30 protein-coding genes and 2 tRNA genes are annotated in these 20,918 nt (G+C 63.9%); 15 read left to right on the forward strand and 17 right to left on the reverse strand.

The annotated features are described in order from the left end of the window. The first annotated feature begins 24 nt into the window (after positions 1–24). The 14 genes from U1739_RS02330 (at position 25) to U1739_RS02395 (ending at position 10,423) form a co-directional block, all read left to right on the forward strand. Positions 25–585, forward strand: a complete 561-nt coding sequence (locus U1739_RS02330; RefSeq protein ID WP_332703595.1) for a hypothetical protein — start codon at positions 25–27, stop codon at positions 583–585. Next, positions 582–983 (forward strand): DUF6950 family protein, encoded by a 402-nt coding sequence (locus U1739_RS02335; RefSeq protein WP_332703597.1) that lies wholly within the window; start codon positions 582–584, stop codon positions 981–983. Before U1739_RS02330 ends, U1739_RS02335 begins: the two co-directional genes overlap by 4 nt. Further along, on the forward strand, positions 983–3,748 hold the full coding sequence (locus U1739_RS02340; protein WP_332703599.1) for a Hint domain-containing protein: 2,766 nt from the start codon (positions 983–985) through the stop codon (positions 3,746–3,748). The genes U1739_RS02335 and U1739_RS02340 overlap by 1 nt, the downstream gene beginning before the upstream one ends. A 41-nt stretch (positions 3,749–3,789) precedes the next feature. Then, positions 3,790–4,467 carry a hypothetical protein gene (locus U1739_RS02345; RefSeq protein ID WP_332703601.1) on the forward strand — a complete coding sequence of 226 codons (678 nt, stop codon included), beginning with the start codon at positions 3,790–3,792 and terminating at the stop codon, positions 4,465–4,467. Then, positions 4,467–4,850: a hypothetical protein gene (locus U1739_RS02350; protein ID WP_332703603.1), complete on the forward strand. Its 384-nt coding sequence runs from the start codon at positions 4,467–4,469 to the stop codon at positions 4,848–4,850. Before U1739_RS02345 ends, U1739_RS02350 begins: the two co-directional genes overlap by 1 nt. Further along, complete coding sequence (locus U1739_RS02355) at positions 4,850–7,081, forward strand: hypothetical protein (protein ID WP_332703605.1); 2,232 nt, start codon at positions 4,850–4,852, stop codon at positions 7,079–7,081. Before U1739_RS02350 ends, U1739_RS02355 begins: the two co-directional genes overlap by 1 nt. A gap of 712 nt (positions 7,082–7,793) precedes the next feature. Continuing rightward, positions 7,794–8,138 carry a hypothetical protein gene (locus U1739_RS02360; protein ID WP_332703607.1) on the forward strand — a complete coding sequence of 115 codons (345 nt, stop codon included), beginning with the start codon at positions 7,794–7,796 and terminating at the stop codon, positions 8,136–8,138. After that, a complete protein-coding gene (locus U1739_RS02365) occupies positions 8,135–8,413 on the forward strand; it encodes a hypothetical protein (RefSeq protein WP_332703609.1) in 279 nt (92 codons plus the stop codon). The genes U1739_RS02360 and U1739_RS02365 overlap by 4 nt, the downstream gene beginning before the upstream one ends. Further along, the gene (locus U1739_RS02370; protein WP_332703611.1) at positions 8,410–9,018 is read left to right on the forward strand and encodes a glycoside hydrolase family 19 protein; all 609 of its coding nucleotides are present in this window, start codon (positions 8,410–8,412) and stop codon (positions 9,016–9,018) included. Before U1739_RS02365 ends, U1739_RS02370 begins: the two co-directional genes overlap by 4 nt. Then, a complete protein-coding gene (locus tag U1739_RS02375) occupies positions 9,015–9,305 on the forward strand; it encodes a hypothetical protein (RefSeq protein WP_332703613.1) in 291 nt (96 codons plus the stop codon). Before U1739_RS02370 ends, U1739_RS02375 begins: the two co-directional genes overlap by 4 nt. Further along, positions 9,302–9,607 carry a hypothetical protein gene (locus U1739_RS02380; protein WP_332703615.1) on the forward strand — a complete coding sequence of 102 codons (306 nt, stop codon included), beginning with the start codon at positions 9,302–9,304 and terminating at the stop codon, positions 9,605–9,607. Before U1739_RS02375 ends, U1739_RS02380 begins: the two co-directional genes overlap by 4 nt. Continuing rightward, a complete protein-coding gene (locus U1739_RS02385) occupies positions 9,604–10,023 on the forward strand; it encodes a hypothetical protein (RefSeq protein WP_332703617.1) in 420 nt (139 codons plus the stop codon). Before U1739_RS02380 ends, U1739_RS02385 begins: the two co-directional genes overlap by 4 nt. Further along, a complete protein-coding gene (locus U1739_RS02390) occupies positions 10,023–10,295 on the forward strand; it encodes a hypothetical protein (RefSeq protein WP_332703619.1) in 273 nt (90 codons plus the stop codon). The genes U1739_RS02385 and U1739_RS02390 overlap by 1 nt, the downstream gene beginning before the upstream one ends. 52 nt (positions 10,296–10,347) lie before the next feature. After that, positions 10,348–10,423, forward strand: a tRNA-Thr gene (locus U1739_RS02395). 22 nt (positions 10,424–10,445) lie between these two features. Here the strand turns inward: U1739_RS02395 and U1739_RS02400 are convergent. The 17 genes from U1739_RS02400 to U1739_RS02480 all read right to left on the reverse strand — a co-directional run bounded on the left by U1739_RS02400 (position 10,446) and on the right by U1739_RS02480 (position 19,104). Next, positions 10,446–10,640: a hypothetical protein gene (locus U1739_RS02400; protein ID WP_332703621.1), complete on the reverse strand. Its 195-nt coding sequence runs from the start codon at positions 10,638–10,640 to the stop codon at positions 10,446–10,448. 288 nt (positions 10,641–10,928) lie between these two features. Further along, complete coding sequence (locus tag U1739_RS02405; protein ID WP_332703623.1) at positions 10,929–11,261, reverse strand: hypothetical protein; 333 nt, start codon at positions 11,259–11,261, stop codon at positions 10,929–10,931. Beyond that, positions 11,261–11,632: a hypothetical protein gene (locus tag U1739_RS02410; protein WP_332703625.1), complete on the reverse strand. Its 372-nt coding sequence runs from the start codon at positions 11,630–11,632 to the stop codon at positions 11,261–11,263. Before U1739_RS02410 ends, U1739_RS02405 begins: the two co-directional genes overlap by 1 nt. Next, complete coding sequence (locus U1739_RS02415; protein ID WP_332703627.1) at positions 11,565–12,614, reverse strand: hypothetical protein; 1,050 nt, start codon at positions 12,612–12,614, stop codon at positions 11,565–11,567. Before U1739_RS02415 ends, U1739_RS02410 begins: the two co-directional genes overlap by 68 nt. Next, positions 12,611–12,907: a hypothetical protein gene (locus U1739_RS02420; RefSeq protein ID WP_332703629.1), complete on the reverse strand. Its 297-nt coding sequence runs from the start codon at positions 12,905–12,907 to the stop codon at positions 12,611–12,613. The genes U1739_RS02415 and U1739_RS02420 overlap by 4 nt, the downstream gene beginning before the upstream one ends. A gap of 166 nt (positions 12,908–13,073) precedes the next feature. Continuing rightward, on the reverse strand, positions 13,074–13,364 hold the full coding sequence (locus U1739_RS02425; protein WP_332703631.1) for a hypothetical protein: 291 nt from the start codon (positions 13,362–13,364) through the stop codon (positions 13,074–13,076). Further along, a complete protein-coding gene (locus U1739_RS02430) occupies positions 13,358–13,540 on the reverse strand; it encodes a hypothetical protein (RefSeq protein WP_332703633.1) in 183 nt (60 codons plus the stop codon). Before U1739_RS02430 ends, U1739_RS02425 begins: the two co-directional genes overlap by 7 nt. Continuing rightward, a complete protein-coding gene (locus tag U1739_RS02435) occupies positions 13,533–13,979 on the reverse strand; it encodes a hypothetical protein (RefSeq protein ID WP_332703635.1) in 447 nt (148 codons plus the stop codon). Before U1739_RS02435 ends, U1739_RS02430 begins: the two co-directional genes overlap by 8 nt. Further along, positions 13,976–14,179, reverse strand: a complete 204-nt coding sequence (locus U1739_RS02440) for a hypothetical protein (protein WP_332703637.1) — start codon at positions 14,177–14,179, stop codon at positions 13,976–13,978. Before U1739_RS02440 ends, U1739_RS02435 begins: the two co-directional genes overlap by 4 nt. After that, on the reverse strand, positions 14,176–15,552 hold the full coding sequence (locus tag U1739_RS02445; protein ID WP_332703639.1) for a DUF4942 domain-containing protein: 1,377 nt from the start codon (positions 15,550–15,552) through the stop codon (positions 14,176–14,178). Before U1739_RS02445 ends, U1739_RS02440 begins: the two co-directional genes overlap by 4 nt. Then, the gene (locus tag U1739_RS02450) at positions 15,549–15,767 is read right to left on the reverse strand and encodes a hypothetical protein (RefSeq protein WP_332703641.1); all 219 of its coding nucleotides are present in this window, start codon (positions 15,765–15,767) and stop codon (positions 15,549–15,551) included. Before U1739_RS02450 ends, U1739_RS02445 begins: the two co-directional genes overlap by 4 nt. After that, the gene (locus tag U1739_RS02455) at positions 15,764–16,174 is read right to left on the reverse strand and encodes a hypothetical protein (RefSeq protein WP_332703643.1); all 411 of its coding nucleotides are present in this window, start codon (positions 16,172–16,174) and stop codon (positions 15,764–15,766) included. Before U1739_RS02455 ends, U1739_RS02450 begins: the two co-directional genes overlap by 4 nt. A gap of 94 nt (positions 16,175–16,268) precedes the next feature. Beyond that, a tRNA-Pro gene (locus U1739_RS02460) sits at positions 16,269–16,345 on the reverse strand. Positions 16,346–16,602: 257 nt separating this feature from the next. Continuing rightward, positions 16,603–16,866, reverse strand: a complete 264-nt coding sequence (locus U1739_RS02465) for a hypothetical protein (protein WP_332703645.1) — start codon at positions 16,864–16,866, stop codon at positions 16,603–16,605. 155 nt (positions 16,867–17,021) lie between these two features. Beyond that, entirely contained in the window at positions 17,022–18,431 is a 1,410-nt protein-coding gene (locus U1739_RS02470) for a M20/M25/M40 family metallo-hydrolase (RefSeq protein ID WP_332703647.1), read from the reverse strand. Then, positions 18,428–18,853 (reverse strand): type II toxin-antitoxin system VapC family toxin, encoded by a 426-nt coding sequence (locus U1739_RS02475; RefSeq protein WP_332704841.1) that lies wholly within the window; start codon positions 18,851–18,853, stop codon positions 18,428–18,430. Before U1739_RS02475 ends, U1739_RS02470 begins: the two co-directional genes overlap by 4 nt. 5 nt (positions 18,854–18,858) lie before the next feature. After that, complete coding sequence (locus U1739_RS02480) at positions 18,859–19,104, reverse strand: hypothetical protein (protein ID WP_332703649.1); 246 nt, start codon at positions 19,102–19,104, stop codon at positions 18,859–18,861. 106 nt (positions 19,105–19,210) lie between these two features. Between U1739_RS02480 and ettA the strand changes: the two genes are divergently transcribed. After that, on the forward strand, positions 19,211–20,890 hold the full coding sequence (gene ettA, locus U1739_RS02485; protein WP_332703651.1) for an energy-dependent translational throttle protein EttA: 1,680 nt from the start codon (positions 19,211–19,213) through the stop codon (positions 20,888–20,890). Positions 20,891–20,918 lie beyond the last annotated feature (28 nt).

The raw sequence follows: 20,918 nt of genomic DNA on the forward strand, positions 1-20,918 counted from the left end.
CCCGCTGGCAGATAGCGCGGGCGGGTGGCCACCTATCGCCGATCCATCCTGTTCCGCTTGGGCAGCGATCCCGCTGCATATCTGTGGTCGGGCGTCGGCGATCTCGAATTGCCGATCAATGCGCTTGACGGAACCCCAACGATATACCGCGGCGCCGGCGCGCTGCTCGACATTCCAGAGCTCGAGCAGCTGATCAACGGCGCGGCCGATCGGATCGATATCAGCATATCCGGGGTGAGCGTCGAAGGAATCCGCCTGGCACTAGAGGATGCGCCGAGCGTGAAGGGCGCATCCGTGCATATCGGCGCGGCCTATTTCGACAAGCATTGGCAGCTAATCGAGGTCGAATGGCTGGCGCTACTGCGCGCCGACACGCTGCTTGTCGCCGGCCAGCAGACCGAGACAGGCCGATCGCGCACGGTGACGCTAAGCATCGGGACTGACTTTACCGATCGATCGCGCGCGCCGGTGGCCTTCTTCACCGACCCCGATCAGCGCCGGCGGTCATCCGATGACCGGATATTCGACCATGTTTCGGGCATCACCCAGGGCACGTCGCGCAAGTTCGGGCCTACTGACGCATGACGCTCGGGGAATATCTCAAGCAGGCCATGCGCGAGCCGTGGGGGTGGGGCGCTAAGCCCGGTATCGACTGCTGCAAGTTCGGCGCTCGCTGGGTGGTGGCGTGCGGCCATCCCGATCCGATGGCGTTCCTCCACCCACTCTACGACAGCGAACTAGCAGCATTGCGCACGATCCGGCGTGGCGGCGGGCTCGTACAACTGTGGACGCGCGGCATGATCGATGCTGCCGTGCCCGAAGCTGACGACGCGCGCGCGGGCGATATGGGGGTGCTGGACGTCCCGACTGAAGAAGGGCTCGGCCAGGCGGTCGGCATCTATACCGGCGAGCGCTGGGCAATCCGTCAGCAGGTCGGCATGCACTTCGGGCCGGCGGACGTCGTCAAGATGTGGCGGCCGTAATGGGCAAGTTCGTCGGCTTCATCATCGGGGCGATCCAGATCGGCGTTGGCATCGTGACCGGCAACGTCGCGCTGATCGCTTCCGGCATCGCGACCATCGCCTCAGCAACTGCGCTGGCACTGGCCAAGACACCGAAGCCGGAAACGGTGGCTGTCGCGGTCAAGATGCCGTTGCCGCCTCGGGTTTCTGCCTACGGCCGGCTCCGCCTGTACGGTGCCTATATCCTGTACGAGACATCGAACAGCGGGCGCGCGGTTGACGTCTGGGCGTTCCACGACGGGCGCATCGGCGCAATCGAGCAATATTACATCGGCGACGATAAGGTCACCCGCAACGGAAGCGGCTGGGTCGCGCCAGGCGAAGACGGCCGGTATGGAAAGGCTTATGATCGCGTTCGCGTAAAGGCTAACCTCGGCAATCCGACCGAGGCGGCTTGGAGCGATGTGGTGTCGGAACTGCCCGGCATCTGGACGTCCCAGCACCGCGGCGATGGCGTCGTGACCGGCTACATGATGTCCACGCCGGTCAAGTCGAAGGACTTTCAGGGCGTCTATTCGAGCGGCGGCCCTAACCAGACCCCGGTATCGATCGTTGTGCAGGCGCAATGCGTGTTCGATTGGCGGGACGGCACGCAGAGCATCGACAACCCGGCGTCGTGGAAATGGACCGAGAACGCCGTCCTACACACCGCGCACTACCTGCTCGAGCGCGACTTCAAAAGTTGGACCGCGCACTTCCTTCCGACGCTGGCATATTGGACCGCGGCGGCAAACGATGCCGATAGTGGCTCCCCGCTCAAGGAGGGCGGCACTGAGCCGCGCTATCGGTCCTGCGTCGCTCACAAGCATACCGACGACCACAAGGGCGTGCTTGCCAACCTGCTGGGTTGCTTTGACGGCTGGATGGCCCCGCGTTCGGACGGCGCGCTGATCGTCTACTCAGGGCGCTTCTATGAGCCGACCGTCACTATCGGGCCATCGCAGATCGTCAGTTACTCGGTCGAAGAGGGCGTGCAGGAAGAAGCCGCGATCAATGATATATCGCTGACCTACGTTTCATCCCTGCACGACTACAACACGGTCGATTGCGATGCCTGGCGCGATGAGGACGATATTTCGAACCGGGGGAAGGTGCTGACCACGCAGCTCGCCAATCAGGTGCCGAGCTATTCGCAGGCGCGGCGGCTGGCCAAGCGGACCTATGCAGCGGCAATGGCTCCGCGCCGTGGAAGCTGCATGACCAATGCCAGCGGTCGGACGATGATCGGGCAGCGCTATATCAACCTGCGCATCATAGAAGCCGGCGTTACGTTCAACGACGGGCCGGTCGAGATAATCAAGGTCAAGCGCAACCCATCGACCGGGGCCGTCACCTTCGACTGGATCGCGGCAGATCCGAATATCGACGCATGGAACCCCGCAACGGAGCAGGGCGAAGGCGCAGCGGTCGGCGATCGAGTGGCCCGCGAACCGCTCGAAACGCCCGTCATCGACAATGCCGTCGCCGAGTTCGCAGCATCGACAGACGGCGGCACCGGCGTGCGCGTCAACATCACGGCTACCGGCCTCGATCGCCAGGACGTCACCTGGTACGCGCGCTGGCGTGTCGTCGGCGCCCCGAGCTGGGTAGAGGATACCTTCTCCGATCTCGACCCCGGCGCGAGCGTGTTGATCCAGACCGGCTTCGTGCAGGTCGGCGAGCTGATCGAGGTCGAGGTGTCGTACCAGACCGGCGATGGGCGGCTGTCTGACTGGTCGGAGCCGTTCGAGGTCGATAGCAGCACGGACGCCGAGGCACCGGACGCTGCGGCCACCATCACGGTCATATCATGGGCGGACACGCTGTCCCTCGCCACAGACCGCATCCCGCGCGCGTCGTCGTACCGGTGGAGGTTCTACGGCGCGGATGGCACGACGCTGGTGCGGCAGATCGTCACCAGCACGCCGGCCGTGGCGTATACCGCGGGACAGGCGGCGACAGATGGCGCGCGCCGGTCGTATGTCGCCAAGGTCGCGGGTGTGAACGGTGGCGGGGCAGGGGGCGAGGCGAGTACCGGCGTGATTTCGCTGCCTGCGCCGGCGGCAGTGACGGGTGTCGCGGCAACTGGCGGCACGACGAATGCCGAGGTGGCGTTCACTCTGCTCACGGATCCGGCAGTGGCGGGGTATCTCGTCCCGTATTCCACGGCCTCGGGCTTCGATCCGCTCACCCAGGGCACGGTGACGCGCAACCTCGGCAGCAGCCCGCAATACCTGCAGGGACTGGCGGCAGGCACGTTCTACACCAAGGTCGCGGCGTTCGACGCGTGGACGGACAACCCCGGCCTGCTCAACTTCTCGACTGAGGATGATTTCACCATCACGACGGGTGGTGGCGGTTCCGGGGGCGGTGGCGGTGGCGGTGGCGGTGGCTATTGCGTCACGACCGACACGCTGATCCTGATGGCAGATTGCACCGAGCGGCCAGCGGGCGATCTGGTCGTCGGCGACATGCTGCGCACCCAGCACGAAACCACGCTCGAATGGGGCGATTACCCGATCTCGGCTATCGAGTTCGTGGAAGATGACGTGCTGGTGGCGGATATCGGGGTGCGGCAGATGCGCGCCACGGCCGATCACCGGATATGGCTGACCGGCTGGGTGCGAATGGAAGCGCTGGGCGTGCCGACTGGCCGCGCGATAGTGGCCAAGATCACCGTGGCGGATGCCCATACCTACGTGTCGAACGGGGTCCTGTCGCACAACGTCAAGGCCGCGATCCCCTGACGGCGGTAACTGGCGCGAAGCCCGCACGGTAGCGGCTAACCATGAAGGTATTTCCGACCCGGCTGTTCTATTTCGACGGGGCGAACCCCGACATCGAGCGTCGCACGATCTCCGGCGGTGAATCGCTGTCGGGCGAAGAAGATCTGATCGCGACCGATGGCGGGGGCCGGGTGTTCGTGGATTTCACCAACGCGTATCTTGATGAGCCTGACGAGGCGCTGGCATGGTCGGCGCTGGGCACGCTGCTGGATGACGGCGCGACCCCCATCGTTGTGCCGATCGGGGACGCGGACGCCCAGCAGCGCGGCGATATCACGACGCCCGTAGGTGGTGATCCCTGGTGGGATGAAGCGGACTTCGCGGACGGCGTGTCAGGCATCACCCTGAGTGCTGCGGCGGCTTTGCGCGCGACCACACTGGTTCTGGCGCTCGACCCCGGCGAACAGCCGGTGCGTCCGGGTATCTGGTTCTCCATCAAGCACGCCACCTATAGCCATCGCGCCTACAAGGTTGCCGAGATCGTCTCGCAGAATAGCGCCAGTGCCACGATCCGCATTCGCCCGCCACTGCGTGAGGCGACCGCGTCTGCCACTCAGGTCGAGTTCTCCGATCCCAAATGCGTGATGCACGTCGATGGCTCGATGCAGGGCCCGCGCACGCTTGGGTTCGCGGAAGGCTCGGTCCGGTTCGTCGAAGATTTCTCAGGGGATTATAGCTGATGGCGGCGGGCAAGCGCGATCTGATCGTGGAGCGGTGGACGCCGTTCAAGCATGTGATCCTGTTCGAGGGCTTCGACTTCACGGGGCAGGCGTGCAGCATGCAGGTGCGCCGCAGTCGTGACCGGTCGGACGCCGCACTGATCAGCCTGACCACGGCAGCGTCGCCGGCGGAAGGCATCTCGCTCTCAGTTGCCACGGTCGGCGGCATCCCATCCACGACCGTCGAGATCCGCATCAATGAGGTCACGATCGAGGGCCTGCCGTTCACCAACCCGCGCGGTGGTGACTGGCTCGGCGCCTGGGATCTTCATATCGGGAACGGGGTGGCCAAGCGCCGCTGGCTGCAGGGCACGTTCACCGTCTCGGCAGGGGTGACGCAGTAATGGCCGATACGATCGTTCGCGTTGTCGATGGGGATACCGTCGTTGTCATTGCTGGGGCTGAGTTCCTAGCGCCGTATATCGGTTCTGCAGCCACCTCCGCCGCAGCCGCAGAAGCCGCCCGCGTCGCAGTGCAGCCGATCATTGACAACCTGGCCGACCCCGATAGCTCGCTGGAGGCGATTGCTGGCAGCTTGGACGAGATCGGGGCGGCGGTGGATGCGTTGCCGGCGCTGGCCGCGATTCCTGGGCAGGTGCTGGCGGCGCAGAATGCTCAGGTCGGTGCAGAAGCCGCGCAAGCAGCTACTGCGGCCTTATTAGCGAGCACCGTTCCAACGCGGCAGTTCGCAAGTTTCCCTAACGCCGCATCCCTCGCATCGCTTGGGGCGTCGTCGGCGACTGTCATCATCCTTGCCGATGAGACACGCGATGGCCTGAGCCAAGAATATTATTGGGACGGGAAGGTCTTGTCCTATGTCCAGCCGCGCCCGTTCTCGCTTGCCCTGCCGTTTGTGGGCGGCTTCGACGGCGCACTGTATCTCGTCGAGCTGGGCAAGGTCTGGATCAACACAGCGGGCACAACGCCCGCAGCCGTGGCGGGCGATCAGATCGCGCGCATCGACGACCAGTCGGGCAATGGGCGTCACCTCTTGCAGGCGACCTCGGCATTGCAGCCGATCCTTCGTCTTAATGCCGCGCTCGCAAAGCCTTACTACGCAGAGTTCTCCGCCACTCAGTGGATGGCATCGGCAGCGACGTACACCTACGCGATCGCCGGCGGCAGCTACATCGCGTGGGCCGGGTCCACCTCATCGTCGGTAGCCGGTTCGCTGTTCGGCGTCGGGGCGAGCGGCACGGACTTCCACAAGCTTTCCACGCTAACTACCTCGCCGTTCGTGCAGGCTGCCGCGCGCAAGGTGAGCGGCAGCACCGTCGTCCAGCAAGGCACGGCGGGCCTCGCGTACGCACCGAACGCGCTGGCGGTGATCGGCTCGCAGGAACAGGCCGGCAAAACCGATCTGGTGCTGGGTAAGGGCCTCGTCACGGCAACGAACCTCCACACCACGGAGAGCGTCGGGACGGCGGCAATTGTCTTGGGTGCCTTGAACGGTGCGGCTGGCCAACCAGTGCCGCAGAACTTCTACGGCGGTATCGTCGTCAAGCGCATCATGCCGGCTGCTTTCCGCCAGCGCATTCAGGATGCGCTGGCCACGCGCATCGGCCTGACGCTGCCCGTTCCCGTGTTCCCCGTCGTCACCGCGCCAGCCGCTACCGTCATCGCTACGCCGGAAAGCACGATATCGCCGACCCCGGCAGGCAAGGGCATGCAGGCGATCGGCATGACGCACTTTGCCGCAGACCCGACGAATACGCTGTGGCTGACGAACTTTGGCGCGCAGGGGCCGGGTACTACAGCTGCTGCCGTGCCGACGCTGGTCAAGTACGACTACGGCAGCAACGCTATCCTGCGCGAGCATGCGCTGCTGCCGATCTATGCGGGCTCGAACATCATCCAGGGCGCGACGGCTAAGGACTTCGATAAGTCGCTGTTCATTGCCTATCCGAACGCCGGCCGCGTGGAGCATTGCTCGATCGGGGCGGAGTATACGGGCGCCATCGCAGGCAACACGATGACGGTATCTGCCGTCGCTGAAGGCAAGCTGCGCGTCGGTGATCCTGTCATCGGTGCGGCAGGCGGCACGACGATTACCGGCATGGGTTCGACCACAAGCGGTTATGCCGGGACTTACACCGTCTCGACGGCTCAGACCCTGGCCTCGACGGCGCTGGTCTCGCCTCCGCGCAACCTTGGCCCCGGCTTTGATTTCGAGGGCGTCAACGGCATCGCCTACGACAACACGCGTTATGAATTCTGGCTCGGGCGCGCAGATGTCAGCGGAAAGATTTACCGCGTCAACGAAGCGGGCGTGATCCGTAAGCAGGTCCAGATCAAGGGCTGGCCGACCAATTACGAGATGGACCAGATGTGGCACGACGCCGCAATCGACCGTCTCTACGTCACGGCACAATTTGCCCAAGCGACCAAGGTGCTGATCGTGAACCCGGAGACGGGCGACCTGTACGACTTCGTCAATCTGCCGGGATTGGTGGAGGGCGAAGGGCCGTACATGCTCGGCAACATCCTGCTGATGCTAAGCGACGGCTATTTCCACACGATCTCGGGCGCGAACGTCAATCGGCTGTTCGCGTACGACATGACCGGGCTGCTTTAGTTATGGGACGCCCATGTATGACCCATAGCACTCGTCGCAGCGCCCGTCGTCGCCTTCAATTGGGTTTGTGCCGCAGCTTATACAAAGACCAGCAGCGCGACGTTGTTCTACGCGCTCGCGACCTCGCCTCCACGGGCCACACAACCAACGAATTATCCCCATCGCGCACGCCTCTCCTTGCCGCAAGATACGCTCGTCTCAGCGCTACTTGCAATAACCAAGATCAGTGGGTGCGTTGGCTCTCGGTCGTGGACTCGGCTCCGAACCTAATCAGGTTTGGGCGTTCCAAGGATTGCGCTCCGAGGGCTCTTTCGTGCTCCACCCATCATGTCTGCGCCACATCTTCCGCGCGCAGCCGGTGCAAATGGATTGATAGACACCAGCCGGCCCAACAAAGGCTGCGTCCTTATCGCGTTCGTGCCGACCGATTAAGCACATCGGCCATTTCAGAATGTTCATCTTACCCGCCCCAATGCCGCCCCACACGGCTCGCGGGCTTTAGGGCGGCAGTAGTAGGGCGTCCTAGCCAAATCGCTCGGCCGGTCTGGTTCTTGGACGAAATGCACATGCTGGCAATCGAACCGAACTTTGCAGGGGAGGGAGGTTGATGCGTCCTGCTGATCTGGAAGATGCCCTAAACCCGCGCATAGCCGGCTCTACGGAAGGAATGACGCTACAGGTGCTTGCCCAGATCCGCGACAGCCTGTCCGCCATGAGCCGCAAGATCGACGCCAACAACGAGGCGACGACCGACGTTCGAGAGCGGGTGATCCGGCTTGAGGAACGGGACAAGCGGCTTGAGACGGTCGAGGCGTCGATCGTCGTTCTCGATGCGCGCGTGGACGTGCTGCTGAAGGACAAGGACCGGCGCGACGGCGCGGTCGGGATGCTCGGCACGATCAAGTCGTGGGCACCCTTCCTGGCGATGCTGTTCAGCGCGGCCTGCGCGGCGTGGCTCTACGGGCGCTCGCTCGGGATCACGCCAGCGCCGCCACTGCCAACGCCAACGCAGGTTCACCGCGGCGAGCAACCGGATGAAGGGAGGGGCGGGAAATGACCGTCGAGCGCCGCATGGAAGCGATCGAGATCGCGCACGCCTCAATGGCAACGCGCGTCGAAGCGCTGGAGGCCGACCGATACCTGCGCGACGGCGGAACACGGGCGTGGAACCGGCTGCTCGGCTGGTGGGGGCCGATCACGTGGACCATCGGGATTATCTTCACGGTGCTGTTCCTGATCGCCCGCGCGGCTGGCGTCCTGCACCTGCCTGATGGCGCCGTCCGCGCTGCACCACCCGCAATCGAGCGACAGGATGAAGGGAACGAGCGATGACGTCTGAGCAATCGAAGCGCCTGCAGGCCAATCTGGGCGTGGCTGCGGACGGCCTGCCCGGTGCCAACACGTTCCGCGCGCTGTTCCAACGTCTGGGTGCCAGCGTCGGCAATGCCGGCGATCTCGGTATCGGCGCAGCAACGCATTTCCCCGCTTACGGCATCCTCGATAATCCCCTGCGCGCGATCCACTTCCTTGGGCAGTGCGGCATCGAGAGCGACTATTTCAAGGCGATGGAGGAATACGCCTCCGGTGCAGCCTATGAAGGCCGCGCGGATCTCGGCAACACCCAGCCTGGCGACGGCAAGCTCTTCAAGGGCCGCGGGATGATCCAGGTTACGGGCCGCGCCAACTATCGAAAGATCGGACAGCAGCTCGGCATCAACCTTGAACGCTATCCGCAGCTTCTATCGAACCCGTCGCTCGGGCTGCTGGCGTCGCTCCAGTGGTGGAAGAACAACGGAATGAACGCGTGGGCCGATCGGGATGATGCCGTGGCCGTATCGCGCGGCGTGAATCGCGGCAATCCCAAGTCGGACAAGCCCGCCAACCATGAGGCTGAGCGGATCGCGTTCACCAATAAGGTGCGGGGGCTATTCGCATGACCCAGCGAGCCGCCTCCAAGCCCGCCCACATAACCCAGCGCCAAGCCGACCGCGCCGTAGCCCGCTACCTGCGCTCCAAGCCCTACACCGCGATCGGTATCAAGCGCGTGCCCTGCTTGCGGTGCGGCGCGCCGTCGGAGCAGCAATGGAACATCTGCTCGCTGCCGGGATACCACGGCATTTGCACGCCGTGTGACGTGGCCCTCAACGCGATGGTGCTGGAATTCATGGGGCTGCCCGACGCTGGTACGCGGGCGGCTGAGTATGCGGAAAGGATCGCGGCATGACCGGCCCCGGCTGGCCCGACGCGCGCGGGTGGATCGGCATCGGCAGCTATTCCTTGGTCGTGCTGGTGATCGTGCTGGTGTGGGCCGATCGCACGCTGCTCAACAACGACTTCTTCAAGGTCATCGCGACGGCGCTGGTGCTTACCGGCTGGAACGGGGGCCCGCTGTCGTGGGCCTATGCCGCGACCAAGAGCGGCGGCGAGCTGGCCGACCGCAATGCCACGCTGGTCGAGAAGCAGGCCGCGATCCCGACCGGCAAGCCCGGTGATCCGCTGCACACCGTGGAGGAACCCAAGCCATGATCGCTACTATCGAACTCGCCTGGCGCAACTGGAAGCTAATCGCGGGTGGCCTAGTGCTGGCCACGCTCGGCTTGTTGCTGGTGCTGGCCAAGGCAGACGCGCGGCAATGGGAAAAGCAGGCGATCCAGAACAAAGCCCGTTTCGACACGGAAGTCCTAGCCCACGCAGTCACCCGAACCTCGCTCAACATGCTGCAAACGGCGCTGGATGACCAATCCCGATCGGTGCGGGCTCTGGCGGCGGAAAGCGACGCGCGGACCCTTGCGGCCGGCGATGCGAAGAAAGCGGCTCAGGCGGGCGCTGTGGTGGCAGAGCGGGCGGCTAGGGCGCTGGATGCGTCGGCGGCGGCACCGCGTGCTGGCGAGCCTTGCGCGCCGTCTGACGTGTTTTGGAATTCCAGCCGGAAGGATCTTTGATGCGATACCTGTTGCTCGCCGTGCTGGCGCTGTCCGCCTGCTCCAAGCCCGACCTGCCGCCCCCGGCTGTGGAGGTGCGGACGGTGACCGTCGATCGCGTGGTGACTGCCGCCTGCGTAAAAGCGTCTGACATCCCGCAAGAGCCCGCCAAGGTCGGCGACAAGCTCACCGGCGACGCTCGGCGCGATCTCGATACGGTCAGCGCGTCAGCCATGCGTCTCCGCGCCTGGGGCATGATCGCCGTCGCCATGCTGCGCGGGTGTGCGCGTTAGCCGATTCCCTTCCCACCCGCTTCGTGCTATCAGGCGGGTGTTGCTGAGAAGTGCCGCCAAAGCTTTGATAGTGAAGCGCTGGTTTTGTAGGCCGGAGAAACAGGTGCGATCCCGAGTTGGCGGCACCAGCAACCCAAGCGCGGCACCGCGCTAACCCAACTCGCTCAATTCCCCCAACACCGGGATCGCCACATAATCCTTAGTCGCGTCCACATGCGCAATCAGCACGTCGAGATCGGCCGCGGTAAGCCCGGAGTCGTCGCAAACAACATCCTCGGCGTTCCACGATTGGCGGAACTGCTTGGCGCGTTCGAGGGCGGCGGATAGGTCGGGTTGTTCGGTCATGGCGGGATGGTGGGCGCAGGTGGCGCGATTCGCAACCTTGCCTTTCTGTTCCCGCCCTGTTCCACATACCCCCATGTACAACCGCCCACCAGACGCCGGCCACCCTGTCCTAGAACAGATGGCCTGCGACCTGTACCTGCGAACGAAGCGCGACCTATGGCCCCCGGAATGTGCCGGCGACCGTGGCGCGTGGGAAGTGATCTCCCCCGAACTGCGCGCCTGGTTTCGCGATCGAGCCCGCCAGTTCGCCGCGGGGGATATGCGGGTCGCGCCTTGGTGTGTGGGGGGTTAGGGCGCTGGCGTGGGCTCAGCATCCGGGTTGCGTATAACCATCGTCGCTACCGGACGGCTGGCATAGTCCGAGCGCCAGATTGCCTTCGCGTACGGCAGCATGTTCGACCACGCCCGACGTTCGCCTTGCCAGTTGCCTAGCACCTGCCAGATATCACCGATCGCGTCTCTGATGGCGATGCCTATCGTAAAAAACACGATCACAGGTGGCAGAACGATTAGGCCGATGACGCGTAACAAGGCCATCAGCGGCACCCCCAAGGCGACCAGCAAGCGCCGGAGCCATTGCCGCTTGATCAGCCAGATGCTGTAGAAAAAGCGGTTCTGCATCACCCTTCTCCAACTTGCCCGATCGGCTCGTTTAGCGCGAAGAGAATGGCGTCCGTCAGCGCATCGGGGCCAGCATTCCAGTTCCGCTCGACCGCCTGCAATATGACGCTGCGATCCGGCAAAGGATAGCCGCTGGCGTCGATGAGCGAGCGCCGGATGTCGTCTTTGGTGCGGGTGCTATTCGCGCCCATCATACCGTAAACGAACGACACGCGCTGCTCGAACTTCTCGGCCGGCGACATGACATGGCTGCGCGCCTTTTCGATTGCTGCCCGCAACCTAGGCGTCATGCTCTGGATTCCTTCACTCACGGTCTTCCCCTTCTGCTGGGCGGGTGAGGGCGGCGGTGAGGCGTTCGAACCGGCCATCATGGAACTCCCCTGTATTGCGCGCCCACAACTTGCCATCTTCGCCTCGGTAGATTGCCAGTTCCGCATGCTCGCATCGCGGCTGGCTGGCCTGCAATTCTGCGGTGCCGATCATCTCATACAAGGTGCCGCGCTTCTTGTGGCGGTATGTTTCCCCCGCATCTGGCGTTACGCTAGCCGGGGTGGCGGCGAGGGGCATGTGCTGATCGACGTAACGGGCAACGACCATCATGTCTTCGGCGTGGCAACGCATACACGACCAAGGCTGCTTAGTGCAGTCGCCGGTATGCTCGGCCTCAAGCTGCTCTTTTATCCACGGCGCTGGTGGCGACAGATCCCCGCGTTTCGCCATCTCGGTGAACCCGTCAGCGTGATAGAAAAGCTCGCCCATACGAATGAGCCTGCCTTCCCCATCCCCCACGGCAGGGGCGGGAGTGGCGGCGGCAAAGGCGGCAAGGGCTAATTCCTCCCAACCGGCCTTGTTGTCGCCGCGCAGGAACATCGTTTCAGATGCGGTGTTAGCGGCCATCGCATCAGCCATCCGCTCGATCGCCCGCGCATCGTCCCCAATCTCCGCGATCGGTTTGCCAGCGGCGGCAAAGTGATCCTCCCCGCCAATCTTCCCGCGCGGGGTGGAAAGGGCGGCGAGCTCAGCCTCAAGCGCAGGTACGCGCGCCGCTTTTTCCGCCAGATCGCAAATGTCGGGGTTGGCCTTCGCCCATGGCGTCCCTCGCCCGTGCTTGATGCACCGAGGGTCTTCACCGTGGGCCTCCATGCACGAGCACTTACCCTCCCCGCGCGGGGTCGGGGGTGCGGCAAGGGCTGCGGCAGCGAGTGTGCGCCAATAGGTCTGCACTTCCCAGCGGCTATCGTCGAACGACGGTGCTTCGCTTTCATCGGCAATCGCGCGAGAGCCGGGGTCGTCGCAAAGCAGGCGAGCCATGATCTCCACCGCCGGGCTAGCGGGAGGGGTGGGCGCGGTCATGCGGCGTCTCCTTGATGATGCGTGTATCGCAGCTTGCGTTCCCATGTCGCGAGATTGTCGAGGCCGGGGCCTGCGATATCGCCCACAAAGCCCATCGCCTCGGCAACCGCGAAAAGGTCACGGACCTCACGCGACAGCATCGCGCGGTTGTCGGGGCCGCCATCGGGGTGCGTGCTGGCGTATCCATGCCGGAGAACCTTTCCGACCGCTTGAATGATCTCGCCAGCTTCCTCTGCCAGCATTGCCAGGCGCTCGGCCTCGGCGGCAGACAGGCCGTTGAATCCTTCCGTCATCCTATCTCTCCTTCGTTCGTGGTGGGGCGCGACGGGGGCGGGTCGGTTTCCCAAGTCCGCAGGCCGCAATCAGGGCAGGCGTGCCCGCTCACTGGCGACACATCCTTGTCGCAATAGGTGCAGTATCGGTCCGACCGCTGCATGCGCAGGAATCGATCACGATTGCTCACGTCCTTGTACCTCCCTCAGTGCGCGACTGCGCGGATAGGGCCGCACGGACGATCTGTTCGGCAGCGGTCTGATCCATGTTGAACCATGGGCGCATCTCGATGATCGCAGCGGCTTCCGACCACTCCAGCCCGCCACGCTCAGCTAGTCTAGCAAGCGACTGCCTGTGGTTGCGCTCAGCGGCGTTTTCGAAATGCCGGCCCATGATGAAGCGCTCGTTACCGAAGCACACATCAGAACCGATCGGCATATGCACCCCTGCCAGGTCCGATTGCGGCGGGGTCAGCATGTGGGTTGCTCGGCAGCGGTGGCGATGATCTGCAAGGCCTCAGCCCCGAAATCGAGGGTGTGGTCGTCGCCATCAAACCGAACCGAATAACGGTCGCGGTCGCGCCAGTAGTCATCGACTAAGACGCCTTCACGATCGCGCCACCTGACGCGCATACCTTTGACCAATTTACCCACGACCGGCCTCCTCCGATGCGGCGCGGGCAAAAGCAGCAGCGCATTCCTGACGCTTGAGCAATTCCGCCTCGGTCGGGCGATAGAGCGTCGGGCGTGACGGCCAAAGATCTCCACCTTCGGCAATCCACCACGACCCGTCCGGCCATTCGCCCTCGTAATGCGCGCTATGGATGCCAGTGCTGCCCGCCTCGATCACATCGAAGCTGCTGCCGTCCTTGGGGCAATAGATCGGGTCATTCCAACCCAACTCCTTCAGACGCCGATACGCCGACGACAGGGCGTTGATGGCATCCTGCTCTGTTGGCATGTCAGCCGCTCGCTTGGCCTTGTTGGCATCCGCTGCTGCCCACAGCGCGTCGAACTGCTCACTGGTTATTGCGACCGGGCCGTAACAAGTCCGCCCCTCCAGCGCCGCGGGCGTGGGTTTAGATTGGGTCATGCGGATTGCTCCAGAGAAACGACTTTTGAGTGATCCCATAGGCAGGACACATGCATGCCAAGGCGAGCCATGCGTTCCGGCGGATCAAGCAACTCGCCCGCGAAGCAGTCGTCGTCAGCACCTTCGCCAGCGTAGATCAGGACGCGTTCTCCGGAATCGAGGACGGCGATGCGGGCGGCGTCTATGTCGAGCTTCGTCATGCTGCTTTCCTATGGATACGGAGCATCCCGGTCGGGACGTTCGTGCCCGCCTCTGAGAAGCTGCCAACGGGAAGGTCGCGCCATTCGCCGGCAAGCTCGCCGTGGTCGTAGTGCGCGGTGGCGGGGAGGATCGACACCAGCGTGCCGCCCGGCTTGAGGAAACGAAGCGCGTGGTTAACGTGCTTGACGTAGTGCCGACCGTAGAAGGGCGGGTTCATCACCACCTTGTCGAACTCGGGCAATGCGGGCTGATCGAGGAAGTTGGCGGCTAGGACACTGTGCCCCTTGGCGCGCGCCTGCGATGCCCGGCCAGGATGATACTCCACGCCGAGCGTCCGACAGCCGCGCGACCGCAGCGCGTCCAGAATCCGGCCGTCGCCGCACGATGGCTCAAGCACCCGGTGCTCCGGCCGTTCGCGACCGTAGCCGTAATAGTTCCGATCGTGGATGCCGGCATATTCTAGCGCGGCTTCTACAACCTCGGGCGGCGTCCAATAGAACTGCAAATCCTTCGATACCGCAGTGCTGGCGCTCGGCTTGACGTTCTCTTCCTCGGCGTCAGGCAGCACCTCGCCATAGAACTCCGCCAGCGCCTTATTGATATCGATCAGCGTCCACTTGTCGAAGATCACATGGGCGTTGCCGTTACCGAACCGCCGCACGGTCATGCCGCGATCGATCCCGACTTGCTCAGGCTCTTCGCCAGCACGCGCCGGCGCGGCCCAGGTCAGCGACTTGCCGTCTAGAACCGCATCCTCGCCCGACTTATGCCAGCCGTGGATGGTGGAAAGCTCGTTCCAATCCATATGCGGGCGCCCCTGATAGGTGGCGAGCGCGTTGACGATATCTTTGAAGCGATCGACGCCGTAGCCGTATCCATACTCGCCCCAGCCGGTCAGGATGATCCGCTTGGGCAGGCCCTTGACGCCCACGCGCACCTTGGAGTGCGACTTATAGGCCGGGTCCAGATCGGCGAACGTCTCCGCGAGGCCGCGCAGGATGTGATAGCGCGGCCGGGTGAAGTAATCGCCGAACGTCGCCTTGGCATTGTCGAACGTGAGCGGCGGCGGCTCGGCAATCGTCCGCTCGAATAGCTTCTTGTCCTTCGCGCTGGCGATGCGATCGACCTGCAGGCGGTTGTAGATCGCCTTCCAGCCGGATTGCAGCAGCAGCTTTTGAAGGCTGCTCTCGTGCAGATGCGGCCGGTTCGTCACCGTGTCCACGAATGTGCCCTGGATCGATGCTGCCATGCCAATGCGATCATGCGCCGCGTTCAGCGCTGCGATCTCGTCAGCGATGCACGCCGTCTTGCGGTCGTACTCGGCGATCAGGTCGAGCACGGTCATTTGCAGCGCTGGTGTTTGCCCGCTCACGATTGCTCCCCGAGGCTGGAGAAGGTGGGGAGGGGTGGGAGCAGCCCCCCGTTTTGATCCTTGGCGAGCTTGTGATCGTCCGCGAACACCGCGTACCGATCGCCAGCGTAGAATGCCCCGTACCAAGCCATGATCGGCGCGATGCTGTCGGCAGCGCAGTGGACCGTGGCCACCTTGGGCCTGGCGTCGCTGTTTACGAATTTGAGTTCGATCATGCCGATACCTCCGGGGAGAGGGTGGCGTACATGGGTATTTCGGAATGAGTTGCGCCAGCTTGGTCGATCCGGATGATGCCGATGCTGTAGCCATCCTGGTCGAGCGCCCAGCCGATCTCAGCGACCGCCTCCTTCTTGCTCTCCGGGATTTCGTGGGTGTCGACCACTTCGAACAGCACGATCGATTTCGTCTGCCAGTTAATGGCGAAAGCGTCCGGCACGATGCGAACTTGAGCGACCCATTCACGGTCGTGGGCCATCAGGTCACGCATGTAGTCGCCAACGGTCGCCAGCGCGCGCATAAAGCCGGTGCGCTGGACCTCTAATTGCCGAGCGCACAGATCAGCGATCATCGCCTCGTGCACAGTCTGCGCGGCCCCGTCCGTGACTATTCCGTGATCCGTCATGACCAAACGCTCCAATCGTATCCGGTTCGTTCCGATACGAGAGCTAGGCTGGCTGCTGATTTATCCGTGCAACGCCTTGAAAGCGCCAGATAAATGGTCGGGGAGACAGGATTCGAACCTGCGACATCCTGCTCCCAAAGCAGGCGCGCTACCGGGCTGCGCCACTCCCCGACGCTGAGGTGCGCTTAGGGGGGATGGGCCGGGGACGCAAGGCGATATGACAGTTTGGCTGAAATGCTCGCGGTGATTGCGCGCCGCGGCAAAGCCGCGTCGTCGCACGGCGCTATGGCGCCGCCGGGCGGGTGCGCCTGGAGGCGCGATGCAGTGTGCCGCATCTTGCCCGGCGCACCGCAACGAAAAAGGGCGCCCCTTGCGGGACGCCCTTCTCAAACCCAGAAACCGGTCGGGCCGTGGCCCGACCGAAATCATTACAGGTTGTCAGCCTTTTCGTCCGCGGCATCGCGCACGTTGTCGGCAGCAGCTTCCAGGTTGTCGGAAACGTTCTCGAGGACGTCGGAAGCGACGGCGTTCGAGGTGTTGTCCGCCATGGCGTCGATGTTGTCGGCGGTCATTTCCATGTTGTCGGCGACCATATCGGCGTTGTTTACAACGGCCTCGGCCTCCGGCGACTTGCTGCAAGCAGCCACGGACATCAGGCCGGCGGCGGCGAGAACAAAGGCGATTTTCTTCATGCGGTTGCTCCCAAGCATAGCAAAATTCGCGGCTAGCTCGATTGCCCCCCGCGAACCACTGCCAATAACGGCGAATTTGGGGCGGTCAATCGCAATCTCCCCCTAGGACGGTCGGGATTCAGCCGGCAGCAAGGTGGCGGCGCGTTCCGTTCGTCTCATTTCGGCGATACCGCGCCGATATCCTCGGGCGCGTTGGCGACGATCGCCAGCATCGTCGTCCAGGCGGCGACGTTCTGCGCCAGCTGCGCGGGATCGACGCGGTCGAGCGTGTCCTCCGGCGTATGGTGATAATCGAAATAGCGCTGGCCGGATTGGTCGAGATCGATGCCCGCGACGCCCGTGCCGAGCACTGGCTCGACATCGCTACCGCCATGCGCCGCGCCGGCGCCGCGGACGATGCCGAGCGGGGCGAGCGCGACGGCCAGGCGATCGGCGATCGGCTTGGCCGCGTCGGGTAGGCTCGCCTCGAACCGCCACACGCGGTCGGCGCCGAAATCGGACTCGGCGGCCATTACGTGGCGCTCGGTCTTGTGCGCTTCCAGATAGGCGCGGCCGCCAAAGCCACCCACTTCTTCCGAGCCGAACCACACGACGCGGATCGTGCGCTTGGGGCGGGGCCCGTCGAGCAGGCGTTTGGCCGCCGCTGCGGTGATCGCCACGCCCGAGGCGTCGTCGATCGCGCCAGTGCCGAGATCCCAGCTGTCGAGATGCCCGCCGATCAGCACGATGCCGGCCCTGGGGTCGCTGCCGGGCACTTCGGCGACGACGTTGCCGGACTGGTGCACGCCGGTCTGCTGCGGGGTGAGCACGAGCTTCAGCGTCACCGGCTTGCCGCGCGCAACGATGCGCGAGAGATTGTCGGCATCGGCGGTGGACAGCGCCGCGGCGGGGATCGGCGTCACGCCCGCGGCGAAATTGGTGTTGCCGGCATGCGGCCCGCGGCCATGGTCCGAACCGATCGAGCGGATGACGATCGCGGCGGCGCCCTTTTGCGCCGCGACGTTCGGGCCAGTGAAGCGCGCGGCGCCGAACTGGCCGTAGGACGAACCATCCTGCGTCGCGACCATCGCGTTGGAGACGAAGGCGATCTTGCCCTTGAGGCTGCCGTCCGGCGCGGCCTGCAGATCGGCGAAGCTCGGGAAATAGACGATCTCGGCGGTCAGCCCGGCGGCCGGCGTGGCGCCCGAATTGCCCAACGCCGTGAGATGCAATTTCTGCGGGAAGGGGCTGACCACCTCGGCGGTTTCCGCGCCTCGCACCCATACGGGCATGTCGTACGTCTCGATCCGCACGTTCTTGAAGCCCAATGCCTTCAGCCTGACCACCGACCAGGCGCGCGCCCGCGCCTCCGCCTCCGTGCCGGCCAGGCGCGGCCCCACCTCGGTCGTCAGCCCCTCGACGATATCATAGGCGACCTCGTCCTTGAGCGCCGCATCGCGCAACTTGGCGACGCTCGGATCGACCTCGGCCGGCGCGGGCAAATCGGTGCGCTGCTGCGGCCGCTGCGCGGCGAGCGGGGAGAGGGCGGTGGCGGCGAGGAGCAAAGTGGTGAGAGTCTTGATCAAGTCGGTTGCTCCAGTGGGTTGATGGCGGACACGCCTAGCTTGCGGGCCGCGCGGAACTGCTGACGATCCGTCGTGATCACGGTCGCGTCAAGACGACGCGCTACAGCGACGTGGATCGCATCGACGAAACGCAGCGGCAGGCTAAAATCGCCGACGTATCCCGTTGCGACCGCAATATCTTGCGAGATTATCCCGGACCTTGCCCAAGAGGCAACGTCGTTCGAGAACTCGTCGAGGACGCTTTTCGCCTCGGCGGCGTCGGCGTCGCCCCTCCGAACCCTGATACCCAGTGCGCCGACCGTCTCACCCCAAGCGATATCGCTGACGATTGCGGTCGACAGGTTATCAAAAATCCAGCGCCCGATATCTTGCGCACCCTCGTCGCCAAACAGAAGATTAGCGACGACGCTCGCGTCGAGCACCCCGTTCAAAATCGCTCTTCATCGCGAATTTGTCGGATCAATGCCGCCCCGCCGCCGCGCAACTTTCCCAGCCGGGAATGCAGGTCGGCAAGCTTCTCCAGATCGATGATAGGGCGCGATGCGGGGTTATCGAGCGGCTTCACGGTAGCAATGTCAACGCCATCCCGGACAAACACCACGTCCTCGCCGCGCTCGATCGCCTCCATCCAGCCGGCGAACCGACCATCCTCCGAAATGTCGATCCGTTCCATAGCGAAATCCTACACCCAAGCGCGGCGCGTTGCCAAGCGTGCCTGCCTTCACTACATCGCGGGCAACTTTCCCCGCAGATCATTTCGCCAAGAACGGAGCCTTCCCGTGGCCGCTCAATATGCCTTTGTCATGAAGGACATGACCAAGACCTTCCCCGGCGCGCCGAAGCCGGTGCTCGCCAACATCAACCTGCAATTCTATCAGGGTGCGAAGATCGGCATCGTCGGGCCCAACGGTGCCGGCAAGTCGACGCTGATGAAGATCATGGCCGGCGTGGACAAGGATTATACCGGCGAAGCCTGGCCGGGCGAGAATATCACCGTTGGCTATCTTGAGCAGGAGCCGGAGCTCGACCCGACCAAGACGGTGCTCGAAAACGTCAAGGATGGCGCGCGCGCGGCGGCGGACATGGTCGATCGCTTCAATGCGATATCGGCCGAGATGGGCGATCCGCAGGACGATACCGATTTCGACGCGCTGATGGAGGAAATGGGCGAGCTTCAGGCCAAGATCGACGCGATCGACGGCTGGTCGCTGGACAGTCAGCTTGAGCTTGCCATGGAGGCGCTGCGTTGCCCGCCATCGGACTCGCCGGTCACCAGCCTGTCGGGCGGTGAGAAGCGCCGCGTCGCGCTGACCCGCTTGCTGATCCAGAAGCCATCGATCCTGCTGCTCGATGAGCCGACCAACCATCTCGATGCCGAAAGCGTCAAATGGCTGGAGAACCACCTCAAGGAATATACCGGGGCGGTGTTGATGATTACCCATGATCGCTACTTCCTCGACAACGTCGTAGAGTGGATCCTGGAGATCGATCGCGGGAAATATTTCCCGTATGAAGGCAATTACTCGACGTATCTCGAAAAGAAATCGAAGCGCCTCGAACAGGAGGAGCGCGAGGATTCAGGCCGCCAGACCGCCATCCGCAACGAATTGGAATGGATCCGCCAGGGCGCCAAGGCGCGCCAGACCAAGTCCAAGGCGCGTATCGCCAATTTCGATCGCCTGGTCGAACAGCAGCAGAACCGCACACCGGGCAAGGCCCAGATCGTCATCCAGGTGCCCGAGCGTTTGGGTGGCAAGGTGATCGAGGTCGAGAACGTCTCCAAAGCGTATGGCGACAAATTGCTGTTCGAGAACCTCTCCTTCACGCTGCCCGCCGGCGGCATCGTCGGCGTGATCGGCCCCAACGGCGCCGGCAAGTCGACTTTGTTCAAGCTGATCATCGGTGGCGAAACGCCGGACAGCGGCACGATCGACAAGGGCAGCACGGTGCGGCTCGGCTATGTCGACCAGAGCCGCGATCATCTCGATCCGAAGAAGAACGTCTGGGAGGAAATCTCCGAGGGCCACGATTATATGAAGATCAACGGGCACGACCAGTCGACCCGGGCCTATGTCGGCGCGTTCAACTTCAAGGGCTCCGACCAGCAGAAGAATGTCGGCAAGCTGTCCGGCGGTGAGCGCAACCGCGTCAATATCGCCAAGATGCTCAAGCGCGGCGGCAACGTGTTGCTGCTCGACGAGCCGACCAACGATCTCGACGTCGAGACTTTGGGCGCGCTGGAGGAAGCGATCGAGAATTTCGCCGGTTGCGCGGTGGTCATCAGCCACGATCGCTTCTTCCTCGATCGTCTCGCCACGCATATCCTGGCGTTCGAGGGCAACAGCCATGTCGAATGGTTCGAGGGGAATTTCGAGGCGTATGAGGAAGACAAGCGCCGCCGCATGGGCGATGCGGCCGATCGGCCTACGGCGCTGGCGTACAAGAAGCTCACACGCTGACCGAGGAAAGCGGCGGGCAAATCGCCCG

It is taken from the genome of Parasphingomonas puruogangriensis (genome assembly GCF_036663635.1).
In the GTDB taxonomy this organism is placed as follows: Bacteria; Pseudomonadota; Alphaproteobacteria; order Sphingomonadales; family Sphingomonadaceae; genus Sphingomonas.

Excerpts from the sequence above, each read along its gene's own strand:
- U1739_RS02350 (WP_332703603.1), top strand. The coding sequence starts at position 4,467 with ATGGCGGCGGGCAAGCGCGATCTGATCGTGGAGCGGTGGACGCCGTTC.
- U1739_RS02380 (WP_332703615.1), top strand. The coding sequence starts at position 9,302 with ATGACCGGCCCCGGCTGGCCCGACGCGCGCGGGTGGATCGGCATCGGC.
- U1739_RS02400 (WP_332703621.1), bottom strand. The coding sequence starts at position 10,640 with ATGACCGAACAACCCGACCTATCCGCCGCCCTCGAACGCGCCAAGCAG.
- U1739_RS02340 (WP_332703599.1), top strand. The coding sequence starts at position 983 with ATGGGCAAGTTCGTCGGCTTCATCATCGGGGCGATCCAGATCGGCGTT.
- U1739_RS02355 (WP_332703605.1), top strand. The coding sequence starts at position 4,850 with ATGGCCGATACGATCGTTCGCGTTGTCGATGGGGATACCGTCGTTGTC.
- U1739_RS02375 (WP_332703613.1), top strand. The coding sequence starts at position 9,015 with ATGACCCAGCGAGCCGCCTCCAAGCCCGCCCACATAACCCAGCGCCAA.
- U1739_RS02405 (WP_332703623.1), bottom strand. The coding sequence starts at position 11,261 with ATGCAGAACCGCTTTTTCTACAGCATCTGGCTGATCAAGCGGCAATGG.
- U1739_RS02390 (WP_332703619.1), top strand. The coding sequence starts at position 10,023 with ATGCGATACCTGTTGCTCGCCGTGCTGGCGCTGTCCGCCTGCTCCAAG.
- U1739_RS02365 (WP_332703609.1), top strand. The coding sequence starts at position 8,135 with ATGACCGTCGAGCGCCGCATGGAAGCGATCGAGATCGCGCACGCCTCA.
- U1739_RS02335 (WP_332703597.1), top strand. The coding sequence starts at position 582 with ATGACGCTCGGGGAATATCTCAAGCAGGCCATGCGCGAGCCGTGGGGG.
- U1739_RS02480 (WP_332703649.1), bottom strand. The coding sequence starts at position 19,104 with ATGGAACGGATCGACATTTCGGAGGATGGTCGGTTCGCCGGCTGGATG.
- U1739_RS02450 (WP_332703641.1), bottom strand. The coding sequence starts at position 15,767 with ATGATCGAACTCAAATTCGTAAACAGCGACGCCAGGCCCAAGGTGGCC.
- U1739_RS02415 (WP_332703627.1), bottom strand. The coding sequence starts at position 12,614 with ATGACCGCGCCCACCCCTCCCGCTAGCCCGGCGGTGGAGATCATGGCT.
- U1739_RS02465 (WP_332703645.1), bottom strand. The coding sequence starts at position 16,866 with ATGAAGAAAATCGCCTTTGTTCTCGCCGCCGCCGGCCTGATGTCCGTG.
- U1739_RS02385 (WP_332703617.1), top strand. The coding sequence starts at position 9,604 with ATGATCGCTACTATCGAACTCGCCTGGCGCAACTGGAAGCTAATCGCG.
- U1739_RS02345 (WP_332703601.1), top strand. The coding sequence starts at position 3,790 with ATGAAGGTATTTCCGACCCGGCTGTTCTATTTCGACGGGGCGAACCCC.
- U1739_RS02360 (WP_332703607.1), top strand. The coding sequence starts at position 7,794 with ATGAGCCGCAAGATCGACGCCAACAACGAGGCGACGACCGACGTTCGA.
- U1739_RS02455 (WP_332703643.1), bottom strand. The coding sequence starts at position 16,174 with ATGACGGATCACGGAATAGTCACGGACGGGGCCGCGCAGACTGTGCAC.
- U1739_RS02420 (WP_332703629.1), bottom strand. The coding sequence starts at position 12,907 with ATGACGGAAGGATTCAACGGCCTGTCTGCCGCCGAGGCCGAGCGCCTG.
- U1739_RS02440 (WP_332703637.1), bottom strand. The coding sequence starts at position 14,179 with ATGACGAAGCTCGACATAGACGCCGCCCGCATCGCCGTCCTCGATTCC.
- U1739_RS02435 (WP_332703635.1), bottom strand. The coding sequence starts at position 13,979 with ATGACCCAATCTAAACCCACGCCCGCGGCGCTGGAGGGGCGGACTTGT.
- U1739_RS02370 (WP_332703611.1), top strand. The coding sequence starts at position 8,410 with ATGACGTCTGAGCAATCGAAGCGCCTGCAGGCCAATCTGGGCGTGGCT.
- U1739_RS02410 (WP_332703625.1), bottom strand. The coding sequence starts at position 11,632 with ATGATGGCCGGTTCGAACGCCTCACCGCCGCCCTCACCCGCCCAGCAG.
- U1739_RS02425 (WP_332703631.1), bottom strand. The coding sequence starts at position 13,364 with ATGCTGACCCCGCCGCAATCGGACCTGGCAGGGGTGCATATGCCGATC.